Genomic DNA, 25,609 nt, shown 5'->3' with positions numbered 1-25,609 from the left:
GCCCTGCGCGGTACAGGGGGTCGTGAGTGGTAAGTGTCGTTCTAACGACACTTACCACTCACGACCCACCCGACCGAAGCGGGAACGGCCCCGTCACCTCACCATGACCGACAGGGTCCGAGAGACGCCGTTGACGGTGACAGAAAGGGTCGCCACCCCAGGCCGCAGCGCGGTCAGCACGCCGGTCGCCGGGTCGAAGGACGCGACGTCCCACGGCATCGCGGGCAGGAACCCGTCGGCGACGTGCGTGCCCCGGCCGCCCTTCCAGTCCGCGCTGACCGGGTACGAAACCGGCACCTGACGCGCTCCCTGCGTCACCACGGCCCGGATGTCCGCCTTCTCCCCGCGCGCCAGGGACGACGGCCCGGAGATCGTCAGCGAGTCGACGTTCGGCCGCGTCTCGAACCGCACCGGCTGCGCCCGGTCGCCCGGCTCGAACCGGACCATCGTCCAGCCGACGAACCCGCCGTCACCGGGGGCCGCCGCGGGCGACTTCCCGGAGTTGCCGTTCCCCAGGTACGGCACGCCGTCGACGCGCGACAGGCTGAACACTCCCGCGTGCGAGGCGATCGCGGACGCCTGCTTGCCCGATTCGCGTTCGAAGGCGGTCAGCCAGCCGGTCAGCATGGCGGCTTCCTTGCGGTCGGCCAGTTGCGAGTTCCCGGTTGGGCTCGGGTCCTTGACCGGATGGTGCATCGCGACGACCACGCCGCGGATCCCCCTGTCCGTCTTGGCTCCGTCCAGCGCCTCGCGCAGCATCCGGATCTGGTCGAACCCGCCCGCGCGCAGCGAACCGCGCGAGGAGTCCATCAGCACCAGCCTGATCCCGGCGATGTCGGCGACACGATGCGTCTCCCCGAACGCCGCCTGGAACTCCGTGATCCCGTGCCCGCCGTCGGCCTCGTGGTTGCCCGGAACGTAGTACCAGGGTGCCTTGCCGACCAGTTCCTGATCGATGATCGAACGAGCCAGCACGAAATCGGCGGCCGTGCCGCGGTCGACGAAGTCGCCGTTGATCAGCACGAGATCCGGTTTCGCCGCCACCGCCTCGCGCAGCGCGCGCCGGGCCTGGGCGACCAGCGGGCCGTTCGGGTCGTCGGCCGTGAACTGCGCGTCGCTGACGACGGCGATCCGCAGGCCGCCGGTCGCGACGCCGTCGGTGATCAGCGCCGGGTCACGCGGCGCCGGATCGGCGGGGACGGCGGCCGCGGGCGCGACCTCGAAGGTGAGATCGTCGAAGACCAGCCGTCCTTCGTACTGCTGGTCCGGGACGTTCTCGACGGCGTAGAACTTCGTCAGCCGCTGCCCGTCGGGAAGCCCGGCCGGGATCGCCGCGCGGACGTAACGCCAGCCCGTCCAGTCGACACTCAACGAAAGGTCCACAAGGGACGGAACGTTGGCCGCGTCGCGGAGTTCCGCCCGCAGCCAGGCGCCCTTCGCGTCGCCGTTGACCCACAGACCGACGCGCTGCGTACCGGGCGGCAGCGCGATCGGCGCCGCCGAGTTGACGTAGGCCGCGCGCGTGGCGTTGGTCCCGGTCAGCCGGTAGTCCAGCGCGAGACCGCGGCCGCCGTCACGGCCGGGCGCCTCGGAAAGCGCGGCGCCCACGACGGCCGGGAAGACGCTGGCGGACCAGCCCGCCGGGCCGTCCAAGGACGCCGCCATGCGGGATTCCGTGCCGACGGACGCCGCCAGATGCGTCACCTTCCCGCCCGCGGTGGCGGTGATCGCCGAAGCGCCCGAGGCCTTCAGCGCGGTGACCGCGAATCCGTCGCCGGACGGCTCGATCCGCACCACCGAGGGGTCGTAGTAGAGTTTGACGTCGTCGGGTTCGATCCACGTGCCGTAGCCGTCGGCGTCGTAGCCGAAGACCTTGAAGGTGCTCTTCGCGCCCTCGCCGGACAACGCGACCTGTTCGGTGCTGGTGCCCAGCCGGACCGGCGAGCCGAGGACGTTCAGCGTCGTCTTGCCCAGGACCCCGCCGCGCTTCGCCAGGACGTCGACGTTCGCGGGCGCGTCCGGCCGGAACCGGTCGGCGTGCGCGGTGAAGACGCCGCCGGTCACGGTGCCGCGGAACGGGTTCGTGGTGAGCCACTGGGCCTTGCCGTCGACGGCGGCGCCGGTTTCGTCGTGACCGCCGGCGACGAGTTTCCGCGTCAGCCCGGAAAGCACGCGCGTCGCGTCGGCGGTGTCCTGCGCGGGACGCGGTGAGAACCCGGTCAGGCGTCCGCTGCCTGCCACGGTGGCGACGCCGATCCCGTTGGGCACCAGGCGTTCCCCGCCGTCCGACGGCGAGTTGCGCACCAGCGGCGACTGCTCGCCCTCCTCGCGGGCGAGCATGGTCGAGGAACCGCCGCCGTCGAGGTTGATGGCGTCGTCCGCACCGAGCGACTTCATGTGGCGGGCGAGTTCCAGCTCCGTCATGCCGCGGCTGTCCGCCTGACGGCCGTCGACCGTGGCCAGCCACATCTTCGTGCCGTCGGCGGAGAACCCGACCGCGGTCCGGGGGTGCATGGCGACGTTGTCGACCGGCTGGATCGCCCCGTCGCGCAGCAGGACGATGTTGCCGCCGACCGAGACGGACAGCTTGCCCGCGTCGCTCTTCGGCGCGTAGGCGACGCCCACCCGGTCGCCGGTCTTCAAGCCGGACAACGTGTCCACGCCGCCGTCACGGGCGAGCAGGACCACGCTCCCGGCGGCGATCGGGCCGTCCGCGGGCTGCGGCCGCACCTGCGTGACGACCCCGTCCCGCAGCTCGATCTCGACGACACGCTGCGCGCCCGCGACCGAGGTCCGCCGCGAAGCCGCGCCCCACAGCGGCGTGTAGACGCCGATCGCGCCTCCGCTCAGCACGGGGCTGTTGAAGTTCGACGCGGGCACGACCTTGCCGTCGGGCAACGTGATCGACGCGTCGAGGAACACCTCCGCGAGGCGCGCCTTGCCTTCTTCGGTGATCGACGCGGTCAGGTTGTGGCCGCGCGCGGGCGCCGTCTGGAGTTTCCCGGCGTCGACGCCGACGCCGATCGGCGCGCCGCTGGCGTTGATGTCGAAGAAGTCGCCGTTGACCCCGGCGACCGCGCCCGCCCTGGCGACCTGCTGCGAAAGCGGTGTCCGCTCGGAAACCGTGCCGGGGCTCAGGTACGTCGGCTTGAGCGTCTTGCTGGTGAGGTCGACGGCGAGGGTGTCGCCGCGGATCCAGCCCGCGGGGTCGTACCGGTCGAATTCGGTGAGACTCAGTCCCGGCGCCACGCGCGAGGTCGCGCTGGTGGTGACGAGACCGTCGTCGGGCGCGGCCACGGCGTACGCGGACGGGCCCTCTTTCGCCGAGGAGGCCGCGGGGGCGGCTTCGACGGGCGCCGGGCCGAGCGGAGCGGTCAGCGGATCGGCGTGCACGGGTGCGGCGACGAGCGATCCGGGCAGCAGGGCAGCGAGCAACAACAGGCGTGATCTTCTCACGAAAAACCCCACGATCGAGTGACAGACGGCTCAGCTCAGCACAGCGGACGAGAACCGCCAGGAGAAGACCCGGAGGTGAACGTGAACCGAACGGCGTAGGGCGCCGAAGATCAGGGCGTGAACGGCCCGGCGAGGAAGGTTTCGGCCGCCGCGACGTCGCCGGTGATCTTCAGGCCCGCCCCGTCGAGCCCGACTCGTTGCCACAGCAGCAAGTCCAGCCCTTCCGCGGGCCCTTCGACGACGGCGCCCGCCGCTTCGGCGGGGTCGGCCCGCCGCGAACCGGGGACGTCGTTCTCACCCGGCGGTGTGATCAACCAGGCGTGTCCGGTGTCGGATGTCTTCAGCAGCAACGGAACGGTGACGTTCGGCGGGGTGTGCCAGCGCTTCACCTTCGGCAGCATGCCGATGAGGACCTCGTCCACGCCATCGGCGGCGATGGACGGGTCGAGGGTGTATTCGGTGCCCGCCGCGCGATGCGCGTCGAGCAGATGCACCGCGGTCTCGTGGACCTGGCGGCGGAACCAGAACGCCTTGGTCTTGGCGCCGGCGGTGAAGTTCCAGGCGCGGTCTTCCGGGGAGGCCTCGCTCAGGGCCCCGATGAGGCCGTCCGCGCATTCGGCGTACCAGGCGGCGAGATCCGCGCCCGGTTCGACGCCGAAGTCCTGCGGGGCGGGCTCGCCGGTCCGGGCGATCTCCGTCGCCCAGCGGTGGACGTTGCCGAGGTGGACGACCAGGTCACGCAGGAGCCAGTCGCCGCAGCACGGGACGGGCGCGGCGTGGTCCCCGGTGCGCGCCACCCCCGCGAAACCGGTGGTGAGTTCCCGCAGTCGGGCCAGGTGCTCGTCCGGTGTCATCGACAACCCCCAGATCCGTGGGTGACGCGGTCTTCCCGCGCCACCCACGAGTGTGTCAGACCTCGGGGAACCAGAGCTTGAGCTCGCGCTCGGCCGACTCCGGGGAGTCCGAACCGTGCACCAGGTTGTACTGGGTCTCCAGCGCGAAGTCGCCGCGCAGGGTGCCGGGGGTGGCCTTCTCGACCGGGTCGGTGCCACCGGCGAGCTGGCGGAAGGCGGCGATGGCGCGCGGGCCCTCGACGGCGATCGCGACCAGCGGGCCCGAGGTGATGAACTCGAGGAGGTCGCCGAAGAACGGGCGCTCCTTGTGCTCGGCGTAGTGCTCCTCTGCGACCGAGCGCTCGACGGTGCGCAGTTCGAGGGCGGCGAGCTTCAGGCCCTTGCGCTCGATGCGAGCGATGACCTCGCCGACGAGGCCGCGCGCGACGCCATCGGGCTTGACGAGGACCAGCGTGCGTTCAGTCACGGCGGTATTTCTCCTTGGGTGGGTTTCGTGCTATTCGCCCGGAGCCTACTGGGTGCTTCACCGCTCACTTCACGTCGGACCAGGGAATGGCCTCGATCCGCTCGAGGTGCTCCTCGCCCCACTCCCCCAGCGCGGCCATCGCGGTGTTGAGCGAGTCCCCGAATTCGGTCAGGGAGTACTCCACCTTCGGCGGGACCTGGTGGTACACCTCGCGATGCAGCAGTCCGGTGGTCTCCATCTCGCGCAGCTGCAGGATCAGCACCCGTTCGCTGATGCCGGGTACCGCGCGCCGCAGTTCCCCGAAACGCACGGGCCCGTCCTGGAGCGCGAACAGGATGAGCCCTTTCCATTTGCCGCCCATGACGGCGATCGCGGCGTCGAGGCCGCAGGTGAACGTCCGGTTCTTGCTCATCGTTTCACTTACCTTTTTGTCAGTACCCGGCAAAATAGTAGGTACTTGATCGAATGTACGCGACGGCCCAGCATGGAGTCATCCCCGAGATTTTCTATGACTGGAGCGAAAAATGACGAATACGCCGGTGACCGTCGTCGGACTCGGTTCGATGGGCTCGGCCCTGGCGGGTGCCTTCCTCGCGGCCGGGCATCCGACCACGGTGTGGAACAGGACGGCTTCCAAGGCCGATTCCCTTGTCGCACGGGGAGCGAGCCGGGCGGGAACGGCCGACGAGGCGGTGCGGGCGAGTCCGTTGACCATCGCCTGTCTGACCACCTACGAAGACACGCGCGCGGCCTTGGAACCGGCTTCCCTGACCGGACGAGCCCTGGTCACCCTGAACAGCGGTTCCCCGGCGGGGGCGCGCCGGATGGCCGAGTGGGCGACGAGCCGGGGCGCGCGGTTTCTCGACGGCGCGGTCAAGAACATCCCGTCGGCCGTGGGCGCGCCGGACACGCTGCTGTACTACAGCGGCGACAAGGCGGTCTTCGACGAACACGTCGACACCTTGCGCGTACTGGGCGGCGACACCGTCCACCTCGGCGACGAGGCCGATCTCGCGGCACTGTACGAAATCGCCGTCGGCGGCACCCTGTTGCCCGCACTGGTCGGGTTCTTCCAGGGTGCCGCCGCACTGCGGTCGCGCGGGCTCGAAGCCGAAACGCTCCTGCCGTACGCGACCAAGTGGTTCGAGATGATCATCTCGGTGCTTCCGATGTACGCCAAGGAAATCGACAGCCGCGACTACTCCGATCCGGCCGCCTCGGTGGACATCTTCCACGCCGGTGCCGTGGCCGACCTCGAACTGGCCGAGGAAGGCGTCGACGTCGACTGGCAACGTCCGATGCACGACCTCGTGCGGCGGGCCGCCGAGGCCGGGCACGGCGACCGCAGCATCGCGGTCCTGACGGAACTGCTCAGCCGGCCTTGATCATCGCTGGGGCTGAAGGGTTTTCGACCACAGCGAAGCGCCCGTGGCGTCCCTCAGGTCGACCGTGAGCGCACCGCTCCGTCCGTCGATGTTCACCTCGCCGAAGTGCTGGAAACCGTCGGCGGGCGAGGTGTTCGCCGCGGGCGGGGCGTGCACGAACACCGCTTCCGGCCCGAAGGTGGGGTCGAGGGTGTTCGGGCCGAACGCGCCGGCGTTGAGCGGACCGGAGACGAACTCCCAGAACGGGTCGAAATCGGTGAAGGAAGCGCGATCCGGCGAGTAGTGGTGCGCCGCGGTGTAGTGCACGTCGGCGGTCAGCCAGACGACGTTGCGCACCCGCCGCCGCGAGATCTCCCGCAGCACCCAGGCGAGTTCGGTCTCGCGGCCGCCGGGCGCGCCGGGCAGGCCGTTGGCGACGCCCTCGATGCCCTTGCCGTCCGGGACGGTGAGCCCGATCGGGAGGTCGGCCTGGACGATCTTCCAGGTGGCGGTGCTGCGGTCGAGCGCGTCGACGAGCCAGCGCGCCTGCCGGTCGCCGAGGATGCGGCCCGGTTTGGTCTGGTCCGCGGTGTTGGCGTCCTTGTAGGTCCGCATGTCCAGCACGAAGACCTCGGCGCGGGAGCCGTGCCGGAAGTTGCGGTACACGCGGCCGTCGACGGCCTGACGGCGGTCGATCGGATGCCATTCGTGGAACGCCTGGAACGCGCGGGCGGCGAGCACGTCGACGCGCTTCTCGGTGTATTCGGGGCGGTCGTTGAGGATCTCGCCCGGGTACCAGTTGTTCACGACCTCGTGGTCGTCCCACTGGACGTAGGCGGGCACGTTCGCGGTGAACCGCTTGAGGTTGTCGTCGAGGAGGTTGTAGGCGAACTGGCCGCGGTACTCGTCGAGCGTCTCGGCGACCTTCGACTTCTCCGGGGTGACGATGTTGCGCCACACGCGACCGCCGGGCAGCGCGACGGTTTCGGTGAGCGGCGCGTCGGCGTACACGGTGTCCCCGCAGTGGAGGAACAGGTCGGGACGGCGGTCGGCCATCGCGCGGTAGATCGTCATGCCGCCGCGTTCGGGGTTGATGCCCCAGTTCTGGCCCGCGACGTCACCGGACCAGACCAGGCGGACGTCCGAGCGGCCGACCGGCGCCGTGGCGAACCGGCCGGTGACGGCCTCGCTGCACGTCCGGCCGTCGAGGGACTCGGCGGTCACGCGGTAGTGGACCTCGGTCCCCGGCAGCAGACCGGCGACGCGGACCTTGCCGGTCCCGCCGGTCTCCGGGCTCATCACCGGACCGCGCACGCGGCGCGCGTAGCGGAACGAAGGGTCCCGGGAGATCTCCACGATCAGCCGCGAAGGCCGGTCGGCACGCGACCAGACGATGCCGGAACCGGTGGTGACGTCGCCGGACTGGACACCGTGGGTGAGCACCGGGCGGCCGCCGCGGATCAGCGGGACGGGATTCGCGGTCGCGGTCCCGGGGAGGAGCAGGCCGCCCGCGACGGCCCCGGCGCCGGTGAGACCGGCTTTGAGCAGCGTGCGGCGGTTGTGGTGGGAAGCGGTCATGGCGCGGTTCTATCCCGCGGCCACGGCCGGTGGGCCAACGGCGGTTGACCTGGTGATGAACGAACGGACCGTAGCCGGCTGAACCCTTCGCCGGGTTCGTCGGCGAGTCCGGCCCGGGTGTCATGAAAGGGGCGTTCAGGACATTTTTCGTCCTGAACGGCCCCTTTCATGACACCCGCGAAGGCCTATTGGGGTTGCTGCTGCTGGCTGGGCAGGGTCCCGGCCGCCATCCGCCGGGCCACGTCCCGCCGCAGCCACAGCAGCCACAGCCAGATCCCGAGGAAGATCACCCCGAGGATCGCCACGGCGGGCAGCGCGACGAAGAACGCGATCAGCGCCACCTGCAGGGCGAGCACCGCGGGCACCGCCCACGGCTTCTTCAGGAACCCGCACAGCACGATCAGCGCGACCGCGATCACGATCACCGACCAGCCGGTGAACGAGCCGACCCCGCCGCCGAGTTTCGCCACCACCGGCAGCGCGAGCGCGACGGTGATGCCCTCCATGATCAGGGAGCCGGCCATCACGCCGCGGAAGGACTTCATCGGGTCCTTGGCGGGCGGCTTCGGGGTCTCGTCGGTCACGCCGGCTCCTTACCGAACAGGGTCCTGGCCTCGCCCGCGGTGACGACCGAGCCGGTGACCAGCACGCCTCCGCCCGCCAGGGGTTCCTCCGGGTCGTCGCTCTGCTCGACGAGGCCGATGGCGGTTTCGATCGCGGCGTCCAGGCTGGGCTCGGCCACGACGCGGTCTTCACCGAAGATCGAGATGGCGATGTCGTTGAGTTCGTCGAGCGGCATCGCGCGCGGGGACGAGTTCTTCGTGACGACGATCTCGGACACGACCGGTTCGAGGGCGTCCAGGATCCCCCGCGCGTCCTTCTCGGCCATCACACCGACCACGGCGGCGAGGCGACGGAAGGCGAACTCCTCGGCGACGGTGGTGGCGAGCGCCTTGGCGCCGTGCGGGTTGTGGGCGGCGTCGAGCAGCACGGTCGGTGCGGCGCGGACGCGCTCCAGCCTGCCGGGGGTCTCCACCTCGGCGAAGGCCTCACGAACGGCTTCGACGACCAGTTGCTTGTCCTTGCCCGCGCCGAAGAAGGCTTCGACGGCGGCCAGCGCGAGCGCGGCGTTGGCCGCCTGGTGCGCGCCGTGCAGCGGCAGGAAGATCTCGTCGTAGACCCCGCCGAGGCCCTGCAGCTTCAGCATCTGCCCGCCGACCGCGACCTCGCGTTCCAGCACGCCGAACTCGCTGCCCGCGCGGGCGACGCTCGCGTCGACCTCGACGGCGCGTTCCAGCAGGATCTTCTGCACTTCGGGGTCCTGCTCGGCGATGACCGCGACGGCGCCGGGCTTGATGATCCCGGCCTTCTCCACCGCGGCCTTGGCCGGATCGCCACCGAAGTACTCGACGTGGTCGACGCCGATCGGCGTGATGACGGCGACGTCGCCGTCCACGACGTTGGTGGCGTCCCACGAGCCGCCGAGACCGGTTTCGACGACGGCGGCCTCGACGGGCGCGTCGGCGAAGGCGGCGAACGCCATTCCGGTGAGCACCTCGAACTTGCTCATCGGCACCGCGTCGGGCCCGCCCGCGTTGTCGACCATGGTCACGTACGGCGCGACGTCGCGGTACAGGTCGACGTACGCGGCGGCGGAGATGGGGACGCCGTCCAGCGCGATCCGCTCGGTGACCAGCTGCAGGTGGGGGCTCGTGTACCGGCCGACGCGCAGGCCCATCCGGGTCAGCAGCGCGTCGATCATCCGGGTGGTCGAGCCCTTGCCGTTGGTCCCGGCGACGTGCACCACCGGGTAGCCGCGATGCGGTTCACCCATGAGGTTGACCAGGGCCGCGATCCGGGCGAGGGACGGCTCGATCTTGGTCTCGGGCCAGCGCTGGTTCAGCTCGGCCTCGACGGCGAGCAGTTCGCGGCGCGCCTGCTGACCGTTGGGGTCGGACGGGGCGAACTCGTCACCCTGGTCGTCCAGCTCGTGCAGTTCGACGTCCTCGGGGGCGACGAGGTCCGGCACGGGCCCGAGCGCGAGGTTGTCCCCCAGCTGCCCGATCCCGCCGATCCCGCCGCCGGCGCCGCCGCCCGCCTGGTACGCGGCGTCGGGTGCGTCCAGATCCGGGTCGGTGTCGTCGGACGGATCGTGGGCCCGTGCCCCCAATTCGTCGACACCGGCGAAACTGTCCAGATCTGCCAGGTCCGGGGATTCCGCGAATTCTTCGGGATCCCGGCCGTCACCACGCGGCACGAACTCTCCTCTTAGCCTTGCTCCTGTCGGACCGAGTCTACGTGCGGCTTTTGCTGGCACTCTCGACGCATGGGGTTCAACCACAACGACCACTACCACCCGCTGCTGCTCGACCAGCTGCCTCCCGGTCCGGGGGTGGCGCTGGACGTGGGCTGCGGCAGCGGCCGGTTCGCGCGGCGGCTCGCGGCGACCGGGATGCACGTGGAGGCGATCGACCGGTCCGGTCCGATGATCGACCTGGCCGGTGCCGCCGGATCGCCCGGTCCCGGGACGATTTCGTACCGCCAGGCCGACGTCGCCGCCGAGAAGCTGCCGGAGGGGGCGTACGACTTCATCTCCTGCCTCGCGTCGCTTCACCACGTGCCGTTCGACACGGTCACGAGGCTGCGGGACGCGCTGGTCCCCGGCGGGGTGCTGGCCGTGCTCGGCCTCGGCAGACCCAGCACGCCCGCCGACTACGCCCGTGCGCTCGTGGCCTCGCCGGTCAACGCGCTGGCCAGGGTGGTCGTGTACGCGGGCGACCGGCTCAACGGCGGGGTCGATCCGCTGCCTGCCGCGCCCGTCCACGAGACCTTCCCGCCGATGAACCGGATCCGGCGCGACGCGGCCCGGCTGCTGCCGGGCAGCAAGATCCGGAACCTGCTCTTCTACCGCTATCTCCTCGTCTACCGGAGACCGGAAGACGACCACCCGATGTGACACCCCAAGCGGGTGAAACCGGCGCCGACCACCCGATCGGCGGCGCCGGCACGGCCGGATGCGGGTCATTTTGGAGGGACCGTCCAGTCCGGAGATCGGGGTCCCAATGCGCTTCAGACGCGTCCTGTTCGCGGCCGTATCGACCGTCGTCCTGCTGATCGCCTCCACCACGGCGGCCACCGCCGCGACGCGGTCCTACCGGAATTACGTCGCGCTGGGTGATTCCTACACCTCCGGGCCGCTCATCCCGCTCCCCCGCCTCGATCCGCTCTTCTGCGGCAAATCCACGCAGAACTACCCGTCGATGGTCGCCGCGGCGCTGAAGGTCCGGTCCTTCACCGACATCAGCTGCGGCGGCGCCGACACCGGCGACATGACGGAGCGGCAGAACGTGACCCTCGGCAGCAACCCGCCCCAGTTCAGCGCCCTGCGCGTGAACACCGACCTGGTGACGGTCGGCATCGGCGGCAACGACTACGGCGTCTTCGGCACGCTCGTCGGCACCTGCCCTTCCCTGCGCGCGAGCGATCCCACCGGGAATCCGTGCCAGGACAGGTTCACCGTCGGCGGTGTCGACACCATCAAGGCCAAGATCGCCGAAACCGGCAAGAACGTCGAGAAGGTGCTGGCCGGCATCCACGCCCGCGCGCCGCGTGCCGACGTGCTCGTCATCGGCTACCCGCGGATCGCGCCGGAATCCGGCTACTGCCCGAAGATCCTGCCGTTCGCCGAGGGTGACTACGCCTGGCTCAACGACGTCGAGAAGGCGCTGAACTCGGCCATCGAGAAGGCCGTCGACGCCGACGGGGATTCATCCTTTGTGGACACGTTCGGTCCGTCCGCCGGGCACGACGCCTGTGCGCCGAAGGGTGCCGCGTGGATCAACGGGCAGCACACGAAACTGCTCGCCGCGGCGGCCTACCACCCGTACCGCACCGGGATGGCCGGTGTGGCCGGGGTGATCCTGCGCCACCTCCGCTGAGCGCCCCGGCGTGCAATGAAGGGGCCTTTCATAGCAAATTTTGCTATGAAAGGCCCCTTCATTGCAGTCGTCAGGAGGCGGGAAGCGTCGCCAACCGGGCGTTGATGCGCTCGATGTCCGCGGCCGCGGTCTCCTTGCGGGCCCGGATCTTGCCGATCACCGGCTCCGGCGCCTTGTCGATGAAGGCCTGGTTGCCGAGCTTGGCCTCGGCCTGCGCCAGTTCCTTCTCCGCCGCGCCGAGATCCTTCTGCAAACGCTTGCGCTCGGCGGCGACGTCGATCGTGCCGGACAGGTCCAGCTCGACGGTGACGACACCGGCCGACAGCCCGACCTCCAGCGACGCGCTCGGCGCGAAACCGTCCTCGGGCCGGGTGAGCCGCACCAGCGCACGGATCGGCTCGTCGTGCCCGGTGATCTCGGCGAACCCGTCGCCGGACAGCCGCGCGGCCACCTTCTGGCTGGGCTTGAGGCCCTGGTCCGCGCGGAACCGGCGGACCTCGGTGACCAGTTTCTGCACGTCCGCGATCCGCTTGTCGGCCACCGCGTCGGCGTAGGAGCCGTCCGCCGCCGGCCACGGGGCGATCACCAGCGACTCGCGGCCGGTCAGCGCCGTCCACAGCTTCTCGGTGATGAACGGGATGAACGGGTGCAGCAGCTTCAGCACCGTGTCGAACACGTGCCCCAGCACCGCGCGCGTCGCCGTCACGCGGGCCTCGTCACCCTGGAAGACCTGGACCTTCGACAGCTCCAGGTACCAGTCGCACAGCTCGGTCCAGGTGAACTGGTAGAGCAGGTCCGTGGCCTTGGCGAACTGGTAGTCCGCCAGGTACGCGGTGACGTCGGTGACGACGCTGCCGAGCCTGCCGAGGATCCAGCGGTCGGCCTCGGTGAGCTCGGCCGCGGCGGGCAGCGGGGCGTTCGCGTCCGCGCCGTTCATCATCGCGAACTTGGTGGCGTTCCAGAGCTTCGTGGTGAAGTTCCGGGAGCCCGCGACCCATTCCTCGCCGATCGGCACGTCGGTGCCCGGGTTGGCGCCGCGCGTGAGGGTGAACCGCAGCGCGTCGGTGCCGTATTTGTCCATCCACTCGATGGGGTCGACGCCGTTGCCCGCGGTCTTCGACATCTTCTTGCCGAACTGGTCGCGGACCATGCCGTGCAGCGCGATGGTCTTGAACGGTGCCTCGCCGGTGGCGTAGAGGCCGAACATCATCATCCGCACGACCCAGAAGAACAGGATGTCGTAGCCGGTGACCAGCACCGACGTCGGATAGAACTTGTTCAGGTCCGGGGTCTTCTCCGGCCATCCGAGGGTGGAGAACGGCCACAGGCCGGAGGAGAACCAGGTGTCGAGGACGTCCGGGTCCTGGGTCCAGCCCTCACCCGAGGGCGGTTCCTCGTCCGGTCCGACGCAGACGACCTCGTCGTTCGGGCCGTACCAGACCGGGATGCGGTGGCCCCACCACAGCTGACGCGAGATGCACCAGTCGTGCAGGTTGTCGACCCAGTCGAAGTAGCGCTTCTCCATCTCCTGCGGGTGGACGTTCACCCGGCCGTCGCGCACCGCGTCGCCGGCGGCCTTCGCGAGCGGGCCGACCTTGACGAACCACTGCAGCGACAGCCGTGGCTCGATCGGTTCCTTCGAACGCTCCGAGTGTCCGACGCTGTGCAGGTACGGGCGCTTTTCCGCGACGATGCGGCCCTGCTCGCGCAGCTTCTCCCGCACCGCGACCCTGGCCTCGAAGCGGTCCATGCCGTCGAACTCGGTGCCGGTGCCGTCGATGCGGCCCTGCTCGTCCATGATCGTGATCATCGGCAGGTCGTGCCGCTGGCCGATCTCGAAGTCGTTCGGATCGTGCGCGGGAGTCACCTTGACCGCGCCGGTGCCGAACTCCGGGTCGACGTGCTTGTCCGCGACGATCGGGATCTTGCGCCCGGTCAGCGGCAGCTCGACCTCGGTGCCGATGAGGTGCGTGTAGCGCTCGTCGTCCGGGTGGACCGCGACGGCGGTGTCGCCGAGCATCGTCTCCATCCGGGTGGTGGCCACGACGATCGCGTTCTCGCCGTCGCCGTAGCGCATCGAGACGAGTTCGCCTTCGACCTCTTCGTGCTTCACCTCGGCGTCGGACAGCACCGACCGCAGCTCCGGCGACCAGTTGACCAGGCGCTCGGCGCGGTAGATCAGGCCGTCGTCGAACAGCTTCTTGAAGATCGTGTTGACGGCCTTGGACAGGCCGTCGTCCATGGTGAACCGCTCGCGGGTCCAGTCGACGCCCTCGCCGAGGCGCTTCATCTGGGCGAGGATCTTGCCGCCGTGCTCGTTCTTCCACTGCCAGACGCGCTCGACGAAGGCCTCACGGCCGAGCTCGCGGCGGCTGGTGCCCTCGGCGCGGAGCTGCTTCTCGACCAGCGCGTGGACCGCGATGCTCGCGTGGTCCATCCCCGGCAGGTACAGCGTCTCGTCGCCGAGCATGCGGTGGTAGCGGGTGATGGCGTCGATCAGGGTGTGCTCGAACGCGTGCCCGATGTGCAGCGAACCGGTCACGTTCGGGGGCGGGATGACTACCGTGAACGGCGGCTTGTCCGACGTGGGGTCGGCCGTGAAGTAGCCGGCGTCTACCCAACGCTGGTAGAGCGAGGCTTCTTCGTCGGCCGGGTTCCAGGTACCCGGAAGGTCGGTCTGCTGCGGCTGGGCGTTCTCGGTCACATTGTCAAGTCTACGAACCCCCGAAACCCGCTTTTCAGCCGCACTGCTCACCGGCCGTGACGCCGCCGCGGTCCAGGTATGGTGGCCGGTGTAATTCGGCGGCCAATCGCGAGACCCCGGGGGATCTGAGCCAGATGGACGAAGAGGACCGGCGGATCGAGACCCACCCGGATCTGATGAATCCGGACTGGCAGCAACACGCCGAACGCGACGCCTGGCTGGGCGCGAAGAAGGAACTCAAGAAGAAGCGGCGCAAGCAGCAGAAGGCGGCCGCGTCGTCCGGTGGCGGCTACCGCTCGCCGGGGTCGAGCCGCTGGCCGGGTGTCGCCGCGATCATCGGCCTGGTCGTGCTGGTCGTGGCCGCGGTGACGGTGAACGCGGTGCAGGAGCGCGGCGTCAACGAGACACCCTGGTTCCCGCTGGACGAATCGCAGATCACGCGCCTCGACACCGGCGCCTGAGCCCACCCCTCGGTCGCGCGCGCGAGCGGCAAGGCGCACGATGGGGTCATGACCCGCGAAGCACCCGCGAACGACGTTGACGAGACACAGCTCGAGGTCGGGAAACCGAAGAGCTGGGCGGCCGGGATCCCCGGGGTCGCCGTCTCCCTGCTGCGCGGCATGGAGCAGATGGGCGCCGCGCGCACGGTGAAGACGCTGCGCCTGCTCAACCAGCGCGACGGCTTCGACTGTCCCGGGTGCGCCTGGCCGGAGCCGCGCGAGGTCGACGGCGAGCACCGCAAGTTCGCGGAGTTCTGCGAGAACGGCGCGAAGGCCGTCGCCGAGGAGGCCACGAAGCGCCGGGTCGGCCGCGAGTTCTTCGCGGAGCACTCCATCCAGGAGCTGGCGGACAAGACGGACTACTGGCTCGGCCAGCAGGGCCGGATCACCGAGCCGTTCGTGCTGCGCGAAGGCTCGTCGCACTACGAACCGATCTCCTGGGACGACGCGTTCACCCTGGTCGCGGACGAGCTTCGCGCGCTTCAGGACCCGAACGAGGCGATCTTCTACACCTCGGGCCGCACCAGCAACGAGGCCGCGTTCCTCTACCAGCTCCTCGTGCGTTCCTACGGCACCAACAATCTCCCGGACTGCTCCAACATGTGCCACGAGTCCTCCGGGGCGGCGCTCGCGGCGACGACCGGGATCGGCAAGGGCTCGGTGACGCTCGCCGACATCCACAAGGCGGACCTGATCGTGGTGGTCGGCCAGAACCCCGGCACGAACCACCCGCGCATGCTGTCCGCGTTGGAAGAGGCCAAGGGCAACGGCGCGAAGATCATGGCGGTCAACCCGCTGCCGGAAGCCGGGCTGATGCGGTTCAAGAACCCGCAGAACGTCCGGGGCGTGGTCGGCAAGGGCACCCCGCTGGCCGACGAGTTCGCGCAGATCCGGCTCGGCGGCGACCTCGCGCTGTTCCAGGCGATCGGGCATCTCCTGCTGCAGTGGGAGCAGGAGACCCCCGGCACGATCGTCGACGGCGCGTTCGTCGAGTCGTCCACCGAAGGGTTCGAGGACTACGCGAAGCATCTGCGGGAGATCGACTGGACCGAGGTCGCCAAGGCGACCGGGCTGCCGCGGGAGCAGATCGAGCGCCTGGCGCGGATGATCGCGACGTCGAAGCGGACCATCTACTGCTGGGCGATGGGCCTGACCCAGCACAAGCACGCGGTGCAGACGATCTCCGAGGTCGCGAACCTGGCGCTGATGCGCGGCATGATCGGCGAACCGGGCGCGGGATTGTGCCCGGTTCGCGGGCACTCCAACGTCCAGGGCGACCGGACGATGGGCATCTGGGAGAAGATGCCGGAGTCCTTCATGGACAGTCTCGACAAGGAGTTCGGCATCAAGGTGCCGCGCGATCACGGCTACGACACCGTCGCCGCGATCCGCGCGATGCGCGACGGGAAGGGCAAGGTCTTCTTCGCCGTCGGCGGCAACTTCGCTTCCGCCACACCGGACACGGAGCTGACCGAGAAGGCGCTCAAGTCGTGCTCGCTGACGGCGCACGTGTCGACGAAGCTCAACCGCTCGCACGTCGTCCCCGGCAAGACCGCGCTGATCCTGCCGACACTCGGCCGCACCGAACGCGACACCCAGGCCGCGGGCGATCAGTTCGTCACCGTCGAGGATTCGATGTCGCAGGTCCACACCTCGCGCGGCAGGCTGGCCCCGGCCAGCGAGCGGCTGCTGTCCGAGGTCGCGATCATCTGCCATCTCGCGGAAGCGCTGTTCGGCGCCGGGCATCCCGTGCCGTGGCGGGACTTCCACGGTGACTACGACCTCGTCCGCGACCGGATCGCCCGCGTCGTCCCCGGCTGCCACGACTACAACGCCCGGGTCCGCGAGCCCGACGGGTTCGTCCTCCCGAACGCGCCGCGCGATTCCCGGCAGTTCAACGGGACCGCCAACGGCAAAGCCAACTTCACCGTCTCCGGACTCGAGTACCCCGAGGTGCCCGAAGGCAGGCTGCTGTTGCAGACAATGCGCAGCCACGACCAGTACAACACCACGATCTACGGCCTTTCCGACCGTTACCGCGGGATCGAGGACGCCCGGCGCGTCGTGCTGGTCAACCCCGACGACCTCGTCTCGCTCGGTCTCGCCGACGGCGCGATGGTCGACCTGGTCTCGGAATGGCGCGACGGCGACCGCCGGGCCCCGAGCTTCCGCGTCGTCTCGTATCCGACGGCACGCGGCTGCGCGGCGGCCTACTTCCCCGAGGCGAACGCCTTGGTGCCGCTGGATTCCGTGGCGGACAAGTCGAACACCCCGGTGTCGAAGGCGGTCGTGGTCCGGCTGGAGCCGCTGAGCTGAGCGGCTCGGGCCGGACCACCACCGGCTAGCCCTCGGCGCGCAGGATCACCGGGGTGGACGCATTGGTCTGGACATACGCCCAGATCACCCCGCCGGACCGGCTCGTGGCGACCACGCCGCCGTTGCCGGCGAGCGACTGGTCGGCCACCGGGACGTCGTTCCAGCCGGTCCCGTCCCAGACCCCGAACAGCGGCCTGCTGACCCCGGCTCCGGAGTCGTACTTCGCGCTGGTGACCCACGCCTTGCCGTTGTCGTCGGCGCTGAGCGACCCGAGCCTCCCGGTCGGCGTCCGCAGGTCCACGGGCAACTCCGGCCCGCGTTCGAAGGCGGAGCCGGTCCACCGCTGGATCAGCTGGTCGATGTCAGCCTGCCCGGCCAGCCACACCTCGCCGGGCGCGCCGACGGCGATCCGGTTGGCGAACCGCAGGAAGTCCTCCGGCGCACCGGGCTCGGGCGCCGTGGGCACGATCGTCCACTGTGTACCGTCGAAGCGCTCCACGAGCGCGCGATACCGTTCCTGGCCGTCGGCGAGGCGGACGTAGGCGTAGCCCGACACCCACACCTCCTGGCCGCGGACCGCGACGGACGACAACGCCGAGTACCGGGTGCCGGCGGGCACCGGTACCGCGACCTCCTGCCAGGCGGAACCGTTCCACCGCACCACGAACGGCCGGGAATCGGGGTTGGGCTGCTGGGAGCCGTCGATTCCGGCCGAACCCACCGCCCAGACGTCGCCCGCGCCCGACGCGGCCACGTCGTTCAGGCGGGCGATCTTCTCCGGGACCTCCGGGATCGCCGTCTGGGTCCAGGTCGTGCCGTCGCCGTGGAGTGCCACCGGCCTGCCGCCGTTGCCGGCGTCGTAGTTCGTCCCCACGGCCCAGACGTTCGTGTCGTTCACCGCGACCGCGCCGGAGAAACCACCGCTGAACTGAGGAGTCTGCTCCTCCTGCCACGCCGCGCCGTCCCACCGCGCGATCCCCGCGGACCACGGGCCGGAGCCGACGGCCCACGCTTTCCCGGAATCCGTGGTGGCGAAAGCGCTTACCGACCGGAGGTAGGTCAGCGCGCCGGTCGGCGTCGTGACGAATTCCTGCCCGGGTACCGCCTGCGCGGCCGGAGCCGTCGCGAGCGCCACTCCGGCCAGCAACACGGCGCCCAGGACCGTTCTTCGGGCATGACGAATCGATGCGGACATCGGCAACTCCCCAGTTACTCAAGTCGATCAAACGCGGTCGGCCCAACGTATCCGGTGGCGCTCGCGGACCGGTAGCGCCGAAAGGGTCGAACCACCGCCGGGGTCCCGGGGAACGTCGCACCTTAGGCTGCCCGCTTGGCGGTGCCGGACGAGGCCGTTCCGCGCCCACCGTGAGAGAAACCGCTCACGGAAGGCCTTGTCATGTCACGAAGAACGACCCCGCGCTGGTTCGCCGCGGCCGCCTCGCTCTTGCTCGTCGCCGTGCTGCCCGGCGCGGCCACCGCCGCACCGGGCGTGCCGCCGCCGCTCCCCTTCGTCTCCCAGCTCGATCTGTCCTGCTATCGCACCGAAGGCTACAAACCGCCACCGACGACGGTCACGCTGAAACACCTCAATCCCGTGCTCGCGGAGCTGCCTCCGGAGAAGGTCGAACTGGGGGCGCGCGAGCAGCTTTGCGTACCTGTGGCGAAGAACGGCGCCATCCCGCCGCCCGGGATCCTCGACTACGTCCGCTGGGTCGACCTGTCCTGCTACCGGATCGAAGGCCGCGCGGCGGACTTCCCGCTGACGCTGAGCCAGCTCAACCCGGTCGTGCGGAAGCTGGGGATCCAGGACGCCCCCGTGACCATGCTGTCGCCGGAGCAGTTGTGCGTCCCGGTCGCCAAGAACGGCGAACTGCCGCCACCGGAGATCCTGTCGTTCGTGCGGCACATCGACCTCGAGTGCTACGCCCTGCGCGTCCTCGGCATCCCCGGCCGTCCTTTCCCGTTGACGCTGGGGCATCTCAACCCGGTGCTGGCCGACCGGCCGAAGACGGACGTGAAGGTCGGCAACGCGCGGCAGTTGTGCGTTCCCGTCACCAAAGGCGGCGACGAGGTCACCCGGGAGGTGCTCGATACCGTCCAGTGGCTGGATCTCGCGAAGTACGACGTCACCACGGGACCGAGCGTCATCGGTCCGGTCACGCTGAAACTGACTCATCTGAACCCGGTGCTGGCGCATCTGCCCGGTGAACAGGTCGTCCTCACCGAACCGACGCAGCTGGGCCTTCCGGTCGCCAAGAACGGCAAGCTCCCGCCATCGGACTGACCCCGCTCAGTTGATGCACTCGGTGTCCTCGGAGGTGATGGGCTGGTCGGTCCGGACGCCGGCCGTCCCGCCGCCCGCGGACACGCCCGGTCCCTTGTAGACCTGTCCGAGGACGACCTGCACGTGGCCCGCTGCGACGGAGTCGGACTTCTGGGTTTCCAGCCCGCCGAGCAGCTTCGCGATCTCCGTGGCGGGCCCGGACGCGTCGCTGAACCGGACGACGGAGGTCCGTCGTCCGGTCTCGGCCGTCGTGTCACCCTTGCCGAATCCCTTCCCCACCAGGAGATCCGAGACGCGGGCGGCCAGGCCGTCCTTGCCGCTCGCGTTGACGACGTCGACCTTGGGCCCCTCGGGCGCCTGCGGGGTCGTGGGCTGGGCACCGATCAGGGACGCGGCGAAGGCCCGCACCTGGGCGGGGTCCACCTGCACGGCGGTCGCGGTCGGTTGCTTGGGGTTGTAGCGGTAGTCGGGGTTGACCACCGGGATCGTTTCGAAGGCGATGCCGCCGCCGGTGACGCCCTGCATCTGCCGGACGAAGTCGAGCAGGTTCCACGAGCCGTCGAGCACGACCGAGCGTTTCACCGCGTCGATCAGTTCGGAGAGGGTGGCCGGGTTGGCGAGCGTCCCGGCGGAGAGCACCTGCTTCGCCAGCCCGGCGAGGAACACCTGCTGACGGCGGACGCGGTCGAGGTCGCTGCGAGGCAGATCCTCGCGCTGGCGCACGAAGGCCAGCGCGTCCGCGCCCTGGATCGTCTGCTTCCCCGCCTTGAAGTTCGCCCCGGACTTGATGTCCTTGGTGTCCCGTTTCAGGCACACCTCGACCCCGCCGACGGCCTTGCTGATGTCGTAGAAGCTCTGCAGGTTGACCTCGGCGAAGTGATCGATCTTGACGGCGGTGAGGTCCTCGACCGCCTTCAAGGTCGCCTTCCGCGCGGCCGTGATCGCCACCTTGTCGATCTCGGCCTTGTCGGTCTTGCCCGCCTCGCGCTGCGCACTCGCCGAAGCGAACTTGGCGTGCCCGAAGATCCCGTTGATCTTGGTCTTGTCCTTCGTCCCCGGCTCCGCGACCCAGGAGTCGCGCGGGATCGAGAAGGCCTTCACCGCCTTCTGGCCATTGGGAATGCGGAGCACGATCAGCGTGTCGGTCAGGTCGTCGCCGTTCGCGCCCACGCGCAGCTCACGCAGCATCTCCTGGGACAGCGGGTTGCCGTGCTCGTCGGTCCGCGAATCGCGGCCGACCAGCAGGATGTCCAGCGACCCGTCGGCGGGCTGCTCCCCCGGATCCGGGGCCTCGATCACGTCTTCGCGGGTGACGCCGTCCAGCGATTGCATCGTCGAGTATCCGTACGCGGTCCCGCCGAACACCGCCAGCGCCAACGCGGCGATCAGGACTTTCCCCAGCTTGTGCACGTTCTTAGGACGCGCGGGACACGCTCACTGCTGCATAAGTGATCCACTTCACATCCGCAGATGCGACGCGCCGTTCAGGTCGAGGATCGCGCCGGACGCCCAGGCGGCCTCGGCGGAAGCGAGGTAGAGGACGGCGGCCGCGACCTCCTCCGGCGTGCCGACCCGGCCGAACGGGCTCTGCCCGCGCAGGACCTCGCCGCTCGCGCCTTCGAGCTTCGTCGCGACTCTGTCCGTGGCCGTGAAGCCGGGTGCGACCGAGGTGACCGCGATGCCGTGCGGGGCGAGGGCGACGGCGAGCGACTGCCCGAGGGAGTGCAGCGCGGCCTTGCTCGCGCCGTACGCGGGGAACTCGGGCTCGCCCTTGAAGGCGCCGCGCGAGCCGATGTTGACGACGCGGCCGGGCGCGCCGCGCTCGATCATGTGCCGCGCCACGCAGTAGGTCACGTTCGCCGTGCCGAGCACGTTGACGTCGACCATCCGCCGCCAGATCCGCTGCCAGTCCGCATAGGACACCTCGGCGACGGGGTGCGCCGACGCCGCGGACGGCGCGAAGGCGGCGTTGTTCACCAGGACGTCGACGCCGTCCACCGCCGCCTCGGCCTCGTCGGCGACTCGTTGCGCCACTTCGGGATCCGAGAGATCGCCCTGGACCAGTCCGTGCCCGGAACCGGGCAGTTCGGCGAGCGTCCGCTCGGCGTCCTCCCGGTTCGAGGCGTAGTGCACGGCGACCCGGTCGCCCTTGTCCGCGAAGGCCGTCGCGATCGCCCGGCCGATGCCACGCGACGCCCCGGTCACCAGAACTCCCATGGAGCCGAGCTTAGCCACCGAAGAGCTGGACCACTTTCCGGAACAGCTCGTAGACGCCGTAGGCGAACGGGAGCGCGACCCACAGCCAGGCGAACACCATCAACCCGACGCGGCGGCTTTCGGGAGCCTGTTCGGTCATCGGGCCTCACTCCTCGCGGGCTCGCCGGACGACGCCGGCTCGTGGAACTTCGGGTTGACCGGCCGTACCAGCTCGTTGGCCACGAAACCGACGACCAGCAGGCCGATCATGATGAACAGCGATGTCGTGTAGAGGTCGGGGCCGACCTTGCCCGCCGATTTCTGGCCGTCGGCGATGGCGTTGACGATGAGCGGCCCGAGCACCCCCGCCATCGACCACGCGGTCAGCAGCCTGCCGTGGATCGCGCCGACCTGGTAGGTGCCGAAAAGGTCCTTCAGGTACGCCGGGACGGTCGCGAAGCCGCCACCGTAGAAGGACAGGATCAGCATGGCGCACAGGACGAACACGAGCTTGGAGGCGTTGGTGGTCAACGCGATCACGAGGTACAGCAGGGCGCCCGCGCCGAGGTAGAGCCGGTAGATGTTCTTGCGCCCCACCAGGTCCGAAGTGGACGACCAGACGAACCGGCCGAGCATGTTGGTCAGCGACAGCAACGCGACGAACCCGGCCGCGGCGGCGGTGCCGACGGGTGTCGAGGTCTCGCGGAAGAAGTCCGCGATCATCGGTGCCGCCTTCTCCAGGATGCCGATGCCCGCCGTCACGTTGAAGCACAGGACCACCCAGAGGAGCCAGAACTGCGGCGTCTTGATGGCGTTGCGCGCCGACACGTTCGCGGTGGTGATCATCGCGTTGCCGTTGTCGGCCTTCGGTTCCCAGCCCTTCGGCTTCCAGCCGTCGGCGGGCACCCGGATCAGCAGGATGCCGAGGCTCATGAAGACCGCGTAGACCAGGCCGTGCACGAGGAACGCCGTCGCGACCGTCCCGAGGGACCACGGCGCCGTGCCCAGCATCTGCGACGACCACGGCGAGGCGATCAGCGCGCCGCCGCCGAAGCCCATGATCGCGATCCCGGTGGCCATGCCCGGCCGGTCCGGGAACCATTTGATCAGCGTCGACACCGGTGAGATGTAGCCGATCCCGAGCCCGATGCCGCCGATCCCGCCCCAGCCGAGGACGACGAGCCAGTACTGCGACGTCGCCACGCCGAGCGCGGAGAGCAGGAAGCCCGAGCTGAAGCAGACCATCGAGACGAACATCGCCCAGCGCGGCCCGTTGCGCTCGACCAGCGTCCCGCCGAACGCCGCCGACAGCCCGAGCATCACGATGCCGAGCTGGAACGGGAGAGCGCTCTCCGTACCGCTGAGCCCGAGGGTCTTTTCCAGCGGCGGTTTGAAGACGCTCCACGCGTACGCCTGCCCGATCGACAGGTGCACGGCCAGCGCGGCGGGTGGTATCAGCCAGCGGCTCCAGCCCGGTGATGCGACGATGCGGGAACGGTCCAGGAAGCCGACAGCCATCCGGCGCCTCCGTACTCTGAGGATGTGCACTGGGAATGTATTACTTAATTCCCGACGTTGCAGTACACGACTGTCGAATGACCGGCCAGAAAGGTGGACAAGTGGGCAGGGTGACGGTGCGCCGTCCGGTGCGGAAGATCTCCGCGACCAGGGACGTGCGGCGGCCCGACGCGCTCGCGGCCGAAGAACCGCTGGAGATCCGCGTCGGCGGCAAGGCACTCGCGGTCACCATGCGGACACCCGGCAACGACGTCGAACTCGCGCACGGCTTCCTGCTGTCCGAAGGGGTGCTCACCTCGCGCGAGGACGTCGCGGTCGCCCGGTACTGCGACGGCGTCGACGACCAGGGCCGCAACACCTACAACGTCCTGGACATCGCGCTGGCCGAAGGGGTCGCGCCACCGGAGACGGGTGTCGAGCGGAACTTCTACACCACGTCCTCGTGCGGCGTCTGCGGCAAGGCCGCGCTCGACGCGGTCAAGCTGCGAAGCCGGTTCTCACCGGAGAAGTCCGAATTCACGGTGAGCACCGAGGTGCTGGCCGGACTCCCGGACACGCTGCGCGCGCATCAGAAGGTCTTCTCCAGCACCGGCGGGTTGCACGCGGCCGCGCTCTTCGACTCGCGGGGGAACCTCGCCGTCGTGCGGGAGGACGTCGGCAGGCACAACGCCGTCGACAAGGTCCTCGGCTGGGCCCTGCAGGAGGGCCGGATCCCCGCGGCGGACACCGGACTGCTGGTGTCCGGCCGCGCGTCGTTCGAACTGGTGCAGAAGGCCGCCATGGCCGGGATCGGCCTGCTGGCGGCGGTTTCCGCGCCGTCGTCGCTGGCCGCGGAACTGGCCGAAGAGAACGGCATGACCCTCATCGGTTTCCTGCGGGGCGACAGCATGAACCTCTACAGCGGCGAACAGCGGGTGCTCGGCCTCGACTGACGCCCTTACTCCGCGCCCACCCAGTTCCCGTGGAAGCCGTTCGGCACGCGGTCCGGCAGGTGCACGGCACCGACGGTCTCCAGCGTTCCCGCGTCCAAAATGGTCAGATCGCTCTTCTGCGTCGCGGGATCGTAGACGAATCCCATCAGCACGCCCTCGTCCTCGCCCGCGTCCACTGAGGACGGGACGAACACGAACTCCCCCACCTGGGCGCCGGCGCCGAACTCCCTCGACGCGACCGAACGCTTCCACAGATCGTGCTTGAGCAGGGCACCCGAGGACGCCGATCCGTCCCTTGTGGACACCGAGTAGCCGAACCGGTGCGGCCGCCCGACCAGCCGCTCGTCGACGCGCGGGAACTCCTGCCCCTGGTCGTCGAGGCGCTCCTCGACGACCTTGCCCGCGGCCAGGTCGACGGTCCAGCGGTCCAGGGTCGGCGGTCCCTCGGCGGGCCCCAGCAGTTCGGTGTCGAACATCTTCGGGTGCCGGACGACGTCCAGCACGATGGTGTCGCCGTCGTCGTAGGCGTTCATCGGGTGGAACACGTAGCACGGCTCGACCTCGAACCAGCGGATGTCGCCGTTGCCGCCCTCCCGCGGCATGACCCCGATCCGCGCCGGGTACCGGGGGTTCCAGCGGTACGGCAGGCCCGAGTTGCCCGAGATCCGCTGACGCAGTTTCGCGCTGAGGGGGTCCGGCACCTTCACCTTGCCCACCAGCGCGGACACCACCAGCCGGGCGGGGGTGCGCAGGAACGACGGAACCGATGTGGCGACGGCCTGCTCGCTCTCGAACGTGACCGGGAGGTCGTAGAAGACGACGTGCTTCTCGGTCAGGGAGAAGTCGTGCATCATCGGCGAGCCGGTGACCTCGACGTCGACCGTGCGCTTGGCGCGGCCCTGCGCGTCGATCACCGAGTACTGAACCTTGTTGCCCCAGCCGAAGAAGTACGACACGGCGTGCAGTTCGCCGGTCTCCGGATCACGCTTCGGGTGGGCGGTGTAGCCGCCGGGAAGGGTGCCGTCGAAGTCGCAGGCGCCGACGGTGTCGAGTTCGTCGGTCAGCTCGAAGCTCGTCGCGCCGCCCTCGATCAGCGCGAGGGTCTTGCCTGCGTGGCCGATCACGTTCGTGTTGGCCCCCATGGACGCGACGCCGGGGACGGAGCCGCCTTCCCAGGTCTCGCCGAGTTCCCGCGAAAGCCGAGGGTTGCGCACCCAGCGGTTGCGGTACCACTCCGCGCGGCCGTCGCGCAGCCGGACGCCGTGCACCATGCCGTCGCCCATGAACCAGTGATAGGTCGCCGGGTCCACTTCGGACAGCGGGTTCGGCCCGTTCCGCAGGTAGCGCCCGTCCAGGTACTCCGGGATGTGCCCGGTGACGCGCAGTTCGGTGATCGTGTGCTCACTGCTGACCGGGGCGAAGTTGCCCTCGAGGAACTTGTTGCCCATCACAGGCCCCCTGGATCGATGACAATAACGTAGTTATGGATTCATTTATAACAGG

General features: G+C 69.7%; 21 protein-coding genes. 7 read left to right on the top strand and 14 right to left on the bottom strand.

From position 1 onward, the window contains the following. Window positions 1-93: 93 nt before the first annotated feature. The 4 genes from IE302_RS38370 to IE302_RS38355 all read right to left on the bottom strand — a co-directional run bounded on the left by IE302_RS38370 (window position 94) and on the right by IE302_RS38355 (window position 5,188). Entirely contained in the window at window positions 94-3,438 is a 3,345-nt protein-coding gene (locus tag IE302_RS38370; RefSeq protein WP_191259434.1) for a phosphodiester glycosidase family protein, read from the bottom strand. A gap of 128 nt (window positions 3,439-3,566) precedes the next feature. Continuing rightward, complete coding sequence (locus tag IE302_RS38365) at window positions 3,567-4,310, bottom strand: maleylpyruvate isomerase family mycothiol-dependent enzyme (protein WP_191259362.1); 744 nt, start codon at window positions 4,308-4,310, stop codon at window positions 3,567-3,569. A 55-nt stretch (window positions 4,311-4,365) separates the two neighbouring features. Beyond that, entirely contained in the window at window positions 4,366-4,776 is a 411-nt protein-coding gene (ndk, locus tag IE302_RS38360) for a nucleoside-diphosphate kinase (protein WP_005158515.1), read from the bottom strand. A 64-nt stretch (window positions 4,777-4,840) separates the two neighbouring features. Next, window positions 4,841-5,188 carry a winged helix-turn-helix transcriptional regulator gene (locus tag IE302_RS38355; RefSeq protein WP_191259361.1) on the bottom strand — a complete coding sequence of 116 codons (348 nt, stop codon included), beginning with the start codon at window positions 5,186-5,188 and terminating at the stop codon, window positions 4,841-4,843. A 112-nt stretch (window positions 5,189-5,300) separates the two neighbouring features. Here IE302_RS38355 and IE302_RS38350 point away from each other — a divergent pair, with 112 nt between their 5' ends. After that, the gene (locus tag IE302_RS38350) at window positions 5,301-6,161 is read left to right on the top strand and encodes an NAD(P)-dependent oxidoreductase (RefSeq protein ID WP_191259360.1); all 861 of its coding nucleotides are present in this window, start codon (window positions 5,301-5,303) and stop codon (window positions 6,159-6,161) included. On the opposite strand, the gene IE302_RS38345 is transcribed toward IE302_RS38350, so the two are convergent. From IE302_RS38345 to folC, 3 genes are all read right to left on the bottom strand, one after another. Next, window positions 6,162-7,718: an alkaline phosphatase D family protein gene (locus tag IE302_RS38345; RefSeq protein ID WP_191259359.1), complete on the bottom strand. Its 1,557-nt coding sequence runs from the start codon at window positions 7,716-7,718 to the stop codon at window positions 6,162-6,164. Window positions 7,719-7,903: 185 nt separating this feature from the next. Further along, complete coding sequence (locus tag IE302_RS38340; RefSeq protein WP_191259358.1) at window positions 7,904-8,302, bottom strand: DUF4233 domain-containing protein; 399 nt, start codon at window positions 8,300-8,302, stop codon at window positions 7,904-7,906. Further along, window positions 8,299-9,975 carry a bifunctional tetrahydrofolate synthase/dihydrofolate synthase gene (folC, locus tag IE302_RS38335; protein ID WP_191259357.1) on the bottom strand — a complete coding sequence of 559 codons (1,677 nt, stop codon included), beginning with the start codon at window positions 9,973-9,975 and terminating at the stop codon, window positions 8,299-8,301. The genes IE302_RS38340 and folC overlap by 4 nt, the downstream gene beginning before the upstream one ends. A gap of 69 nt (window positions 9,976-10,044) precedes the next feature. On the opposite strand from folC, the gene IE302_RS38330 reads away from it, so the two are divergent. Together IE302_RS38330 and IE302_RS38325 are read left to right on the top strand one after the other, a co-directional pair. Further along, window positions 10,045-10,674, top strand: coding sequence for a class I SAM-dependent methyltransferase (locus IE302_RS38330; protein ID WP_191259356.1), 630 nt, complete (start codon window positions 10,045-10,047; stop codon window positions 10,672-10,674). 106 nt (window positions 10,675-10,780) lie between these two features. Continuing rightward, the gene (locus IE302_RS38325) at window positions 10,781-11,656 is read left to right on the top strand and encodes an SGNH/GDSL hydrolase family protein (protein ID WP_191259355.1); all 876 of its coding nucleotides are present in this window, start codon (window positions 10,781-10,783) and stop codon (window positions 11,654-11,656) included. Window positions 11,657-11,726: 70 nt separating this feature from the next. Here the strand turns inward: IE302_RS38325 and IE302_RS38320 are convergent, their stop codons facing one another. Then, window positions 11,727-14,360, bottom strand: a complete 2,634-nt coding sequence (locus IE302_RS38320; protein WP_191259354.1) for a valine--tRNA ligase — start codon at window positions 14,358-14,360, stop codon at window positions 11,727-11,729. Between the two features lie 134 nt (window positions 14,361-14,494). On the opposite strand from IE302_RS38320, the gene IE302_RS38315 reads away from it, so the two are divergent. After that, window positions 14,495-14,821, top strand: a complete 327-nt coding sequence (locus IE302_RS38315; RefSeq protein ID WP_191259353.1) for a hypothetical protein — start codon at window positions 14,495-14,497, stop codon at window positions 14,819-14,821. Between the two features lie 48 nt (window positions 14,822-14,869). Continuing rightward, window positions 14,870-17,176 (top strand): FdhF/YdeP family oxidoreductase, encoded by a 2,307-nt coding sequence (locus IE302_RS38310; protein WP_191259352.1) that lies wholly within the window; start codon window positions 14,870-14,872, stop codon window positions 17,174-17,176. A 25-nt stretch (window positions 17,177-17,201) separates the two neighbouring features. Here the strand turns inward: IE302_RS38310 and IE302_RS38305 are convergent, their stop codons facing one another. Beyond that, window positions 17,202-18,371 (bottom strand): hypothetical protein, encoded by a 1,170-nt coding sequence (locus IE302_RS38305; protein WP_191259351.1) that lies wholly within the window; start codon window positions 18,369-18,371, stop codon window positions 17,202-17,204. A gap of 201 nt (window positions 18,372-18,572) precedes the next feature. On the opposite strand from IE302_RS38305, the gene IE302_RS38300 reads away from it, so the two are divergent. Beyond that, window positions 18,573-19,460, top strand: a complete 888-nt coding sequence (locus tag IE302_RS38300; RefSeq protein ID WP_191259350.1) for a hypothetical protein — start codon at window positions 18,573-18,575, stop codon at window positions 19,458-19,460. Window positions 19,461-19,466: 6 nt separating this feature from the next. On the opposite strand, the gene IE302_RS38295 is transcribed toward IE302_RS38300, so the two are convergent. The 4 genes from IE302_RS38295 to IE302_RS38285 are packed head-to-tail and all read right to left on the bottom strand — an operon-like array spanning window position 19,467 to window position 23,174. Continuing rightward, a complete protein-coding gene (locus IE302_RS38295; protein WP_191259349.1) occupies window positions 19,467-20,870 on the bottom strand; it encodes an LCP family protein in 1,404 nt (467 codons plus the stop codon). Window positions 20,871-20,918: 48 nt separating this feature from the next. After that, entirely contained in the window at window positions 20,919-21,677 is a 759-nt protein-coding gene (locus IE302_RS38290) for an SDR family NAD(P)-dependent oxidoreductase (protein ID WP_191259348.1), read from the bottom strand. 10 nt (window positions 21,678-21,687) lie between these two features. Continuing rightward, entirely contained in the window at window positions 21,688-21,816 is a 129-nt protein-coding gene (locus IE302_RS43135; protein ID WP_005158479.1) for an MFS transporter small subunit, read from the bottom strand. Further along, window positions 21,813-23,174 (bottom strand): L-lactate MFS transporter, encoded by a 1,362-nt coding sequence (locus tag IE302_RS38285; protein WP_191259347.1) that lies wholly within the window; start codon window positions 23,172-23,174, stop codon window positions 21,813-21,815. Before IE302_RS38285 ends, IE302_RS43135 begins: the two co-directional genes overlap by 4 nt. 101 nt (window positions 23,175-23,275) lie before the next feature. On the opposite strand from IE302_RS38285, the gene fdhD reads away from it, so the two are divergent. Further along, complete coding sequence (gene fdhD / locus IE302_RS38280) at window positions 23,276-24,106, top strand: formate dehydrogenase accessory sulfurtransferase FdhD (RefSeq protein WP_191259346.1); 831 nt, start codon at window positions 23,276-23,278, stop codon at window positions 24,104-24,106. Window positions 24,107-24,111: 5 nt separating this feature from the next. Here the strand turns inward: fdhD and IE302_RS38275 are convergent, their stop codons facing one another. After that, the gene (locus IE302_RS38275) at window positions 24,112-25,554 is read right to left on the bottom strand and encodes a carotenoid oxygenase family protein (RefSeq protein WP_191259345.1); all 1,443 of its coding nucleotides are present in this window, start codon (window positions 25,552-25,554) and stop codon (window positions 24,112-24,114) included. Window positions 25,555-25,609: the final 55 nt, after the last annotated feature.

The organism is Amycolatopsis oliviviridis, assembly GCF_014654365.1.
In the GTDB taxonomy this organism is placed as follows: domain Bacteria; phylum Actinomycetota; class Actinomycetes; order Mycobacteriales; family Pseudonocardiaceae; genus Amycolatopsis; species Amycolatopsis oliviviridis.
The sequence above is the reverse complement of the archived record's forward strand: the minus strand, read 5'-3'. Positions and strand labels throughout refer to the sequence as shown.

What these genes read in the sequence shown, in the direction of transcription:
- IE302_RS38305 (WP_191259351.1), bottom strand. Translation starts at nt 18,371, where the DNA reads ATGTCCGCATCGATTCGTCATGCCCGAAGAACGGTCCTGGGCGCCGTG.
- IE302_RS38290 (WP_191259348.1), bottom strand. Translation starts at nt 21,677, where the DNA reads ATGGGAGTTCTGGTGACCGGGGCGTCGCGTGGCATCGGCCGGGCGATC.
- IE302_RS38365 (WP_191259362.1), bottom strand. Translation starts at nt 4,310, where the DNA reads ATGACACCGGACGAGCACCTGGCCCGACTGCGGGAACTCACCACCGGT.
- IE302_RS38315 (WP_191259353.1), top strand. Translation starts at nt 14,495, where the DNA reads ATGGACGAAGAGGACCGGCGGATCGAGACCCACCCGGATCTGATGAAT.
- IE302_RS38355 (WP_191259361.1), bottom strand. Translation starts at nt 5,188, where the DNA reads ATGAGCAAGAACCGGACGTTCACCTGCGGCCTCGACGCCGCGATCGCC.
- IE302_RS43135 (WP_005158479.1), bottom strand. Translation starts at nt 21,816, where the DNA reads ATGACCGAACAGGCTCCCGAAAGCCGCCGCGTCGGGTTGATGGTGTTC.
- IE302_RS38275 (WP_191259345.1), bottom strand. Translation starts at nt 25,554, where the DNA reads ATGGGCAACAAGTTCCTCGAGGGCAACTTCGCCCCGGTCAGCAGTGAG.
- IE302_RS38285 (WP_191259347.1), bottom strand. Translation starts at nt 23,174, where the DNA reads ATGGCTGTCGGCTTCCTGGACCGTTCCCGCATCGTCGCATCACCGGGC.
- IE302_RS38345 (WP_191259359.1), bottom strand. Translation starts at nt 7,718, where the DNA reads ATGACCGCTTCCCACCACAACCGCCGCACGCTGCTCAAAGCCGGTCTC.
- IE302_RS38350 (WP_191259360.1), top strand. Translation starts at nt 5,301, where the DNA reads ATGACGAATACGCCGGTGACCGTCGTCGGACTCGGTTCGATGGGCTCG.
- IE302_RS38310 (WP_191259352.1), top strand. Translation starts at nt 14,870, where the DNA reads ATGACCCGCGAAGCACCCGCGAACGACGTTGACGAGACACAGCTCGAG.
- IE302_RS38330 (WP_191259356.1), top strand. Translation starts at nt 10,045, where the DNA reads ATGGGGTTCAACCACAACGACCACTACCACCCGCTGCTGCTCGACCAG.
- IE302_RS38300 (WP_191259350.1), top strand. Translation starts at nt 18,573, where the DNA reads ATGTCACGAAGAACGACCCCGCGCTGGTTCGCCGCGGCCGCCTCGCTC.
- IE302_RS38325 (WP_191259355.1), top strand. Translation starts at nt 10,781, where the DNA reads ATGCGCTTCAGACGCGTCCTGTTCGCGGCCGTATCGACCGTCGTCCTG.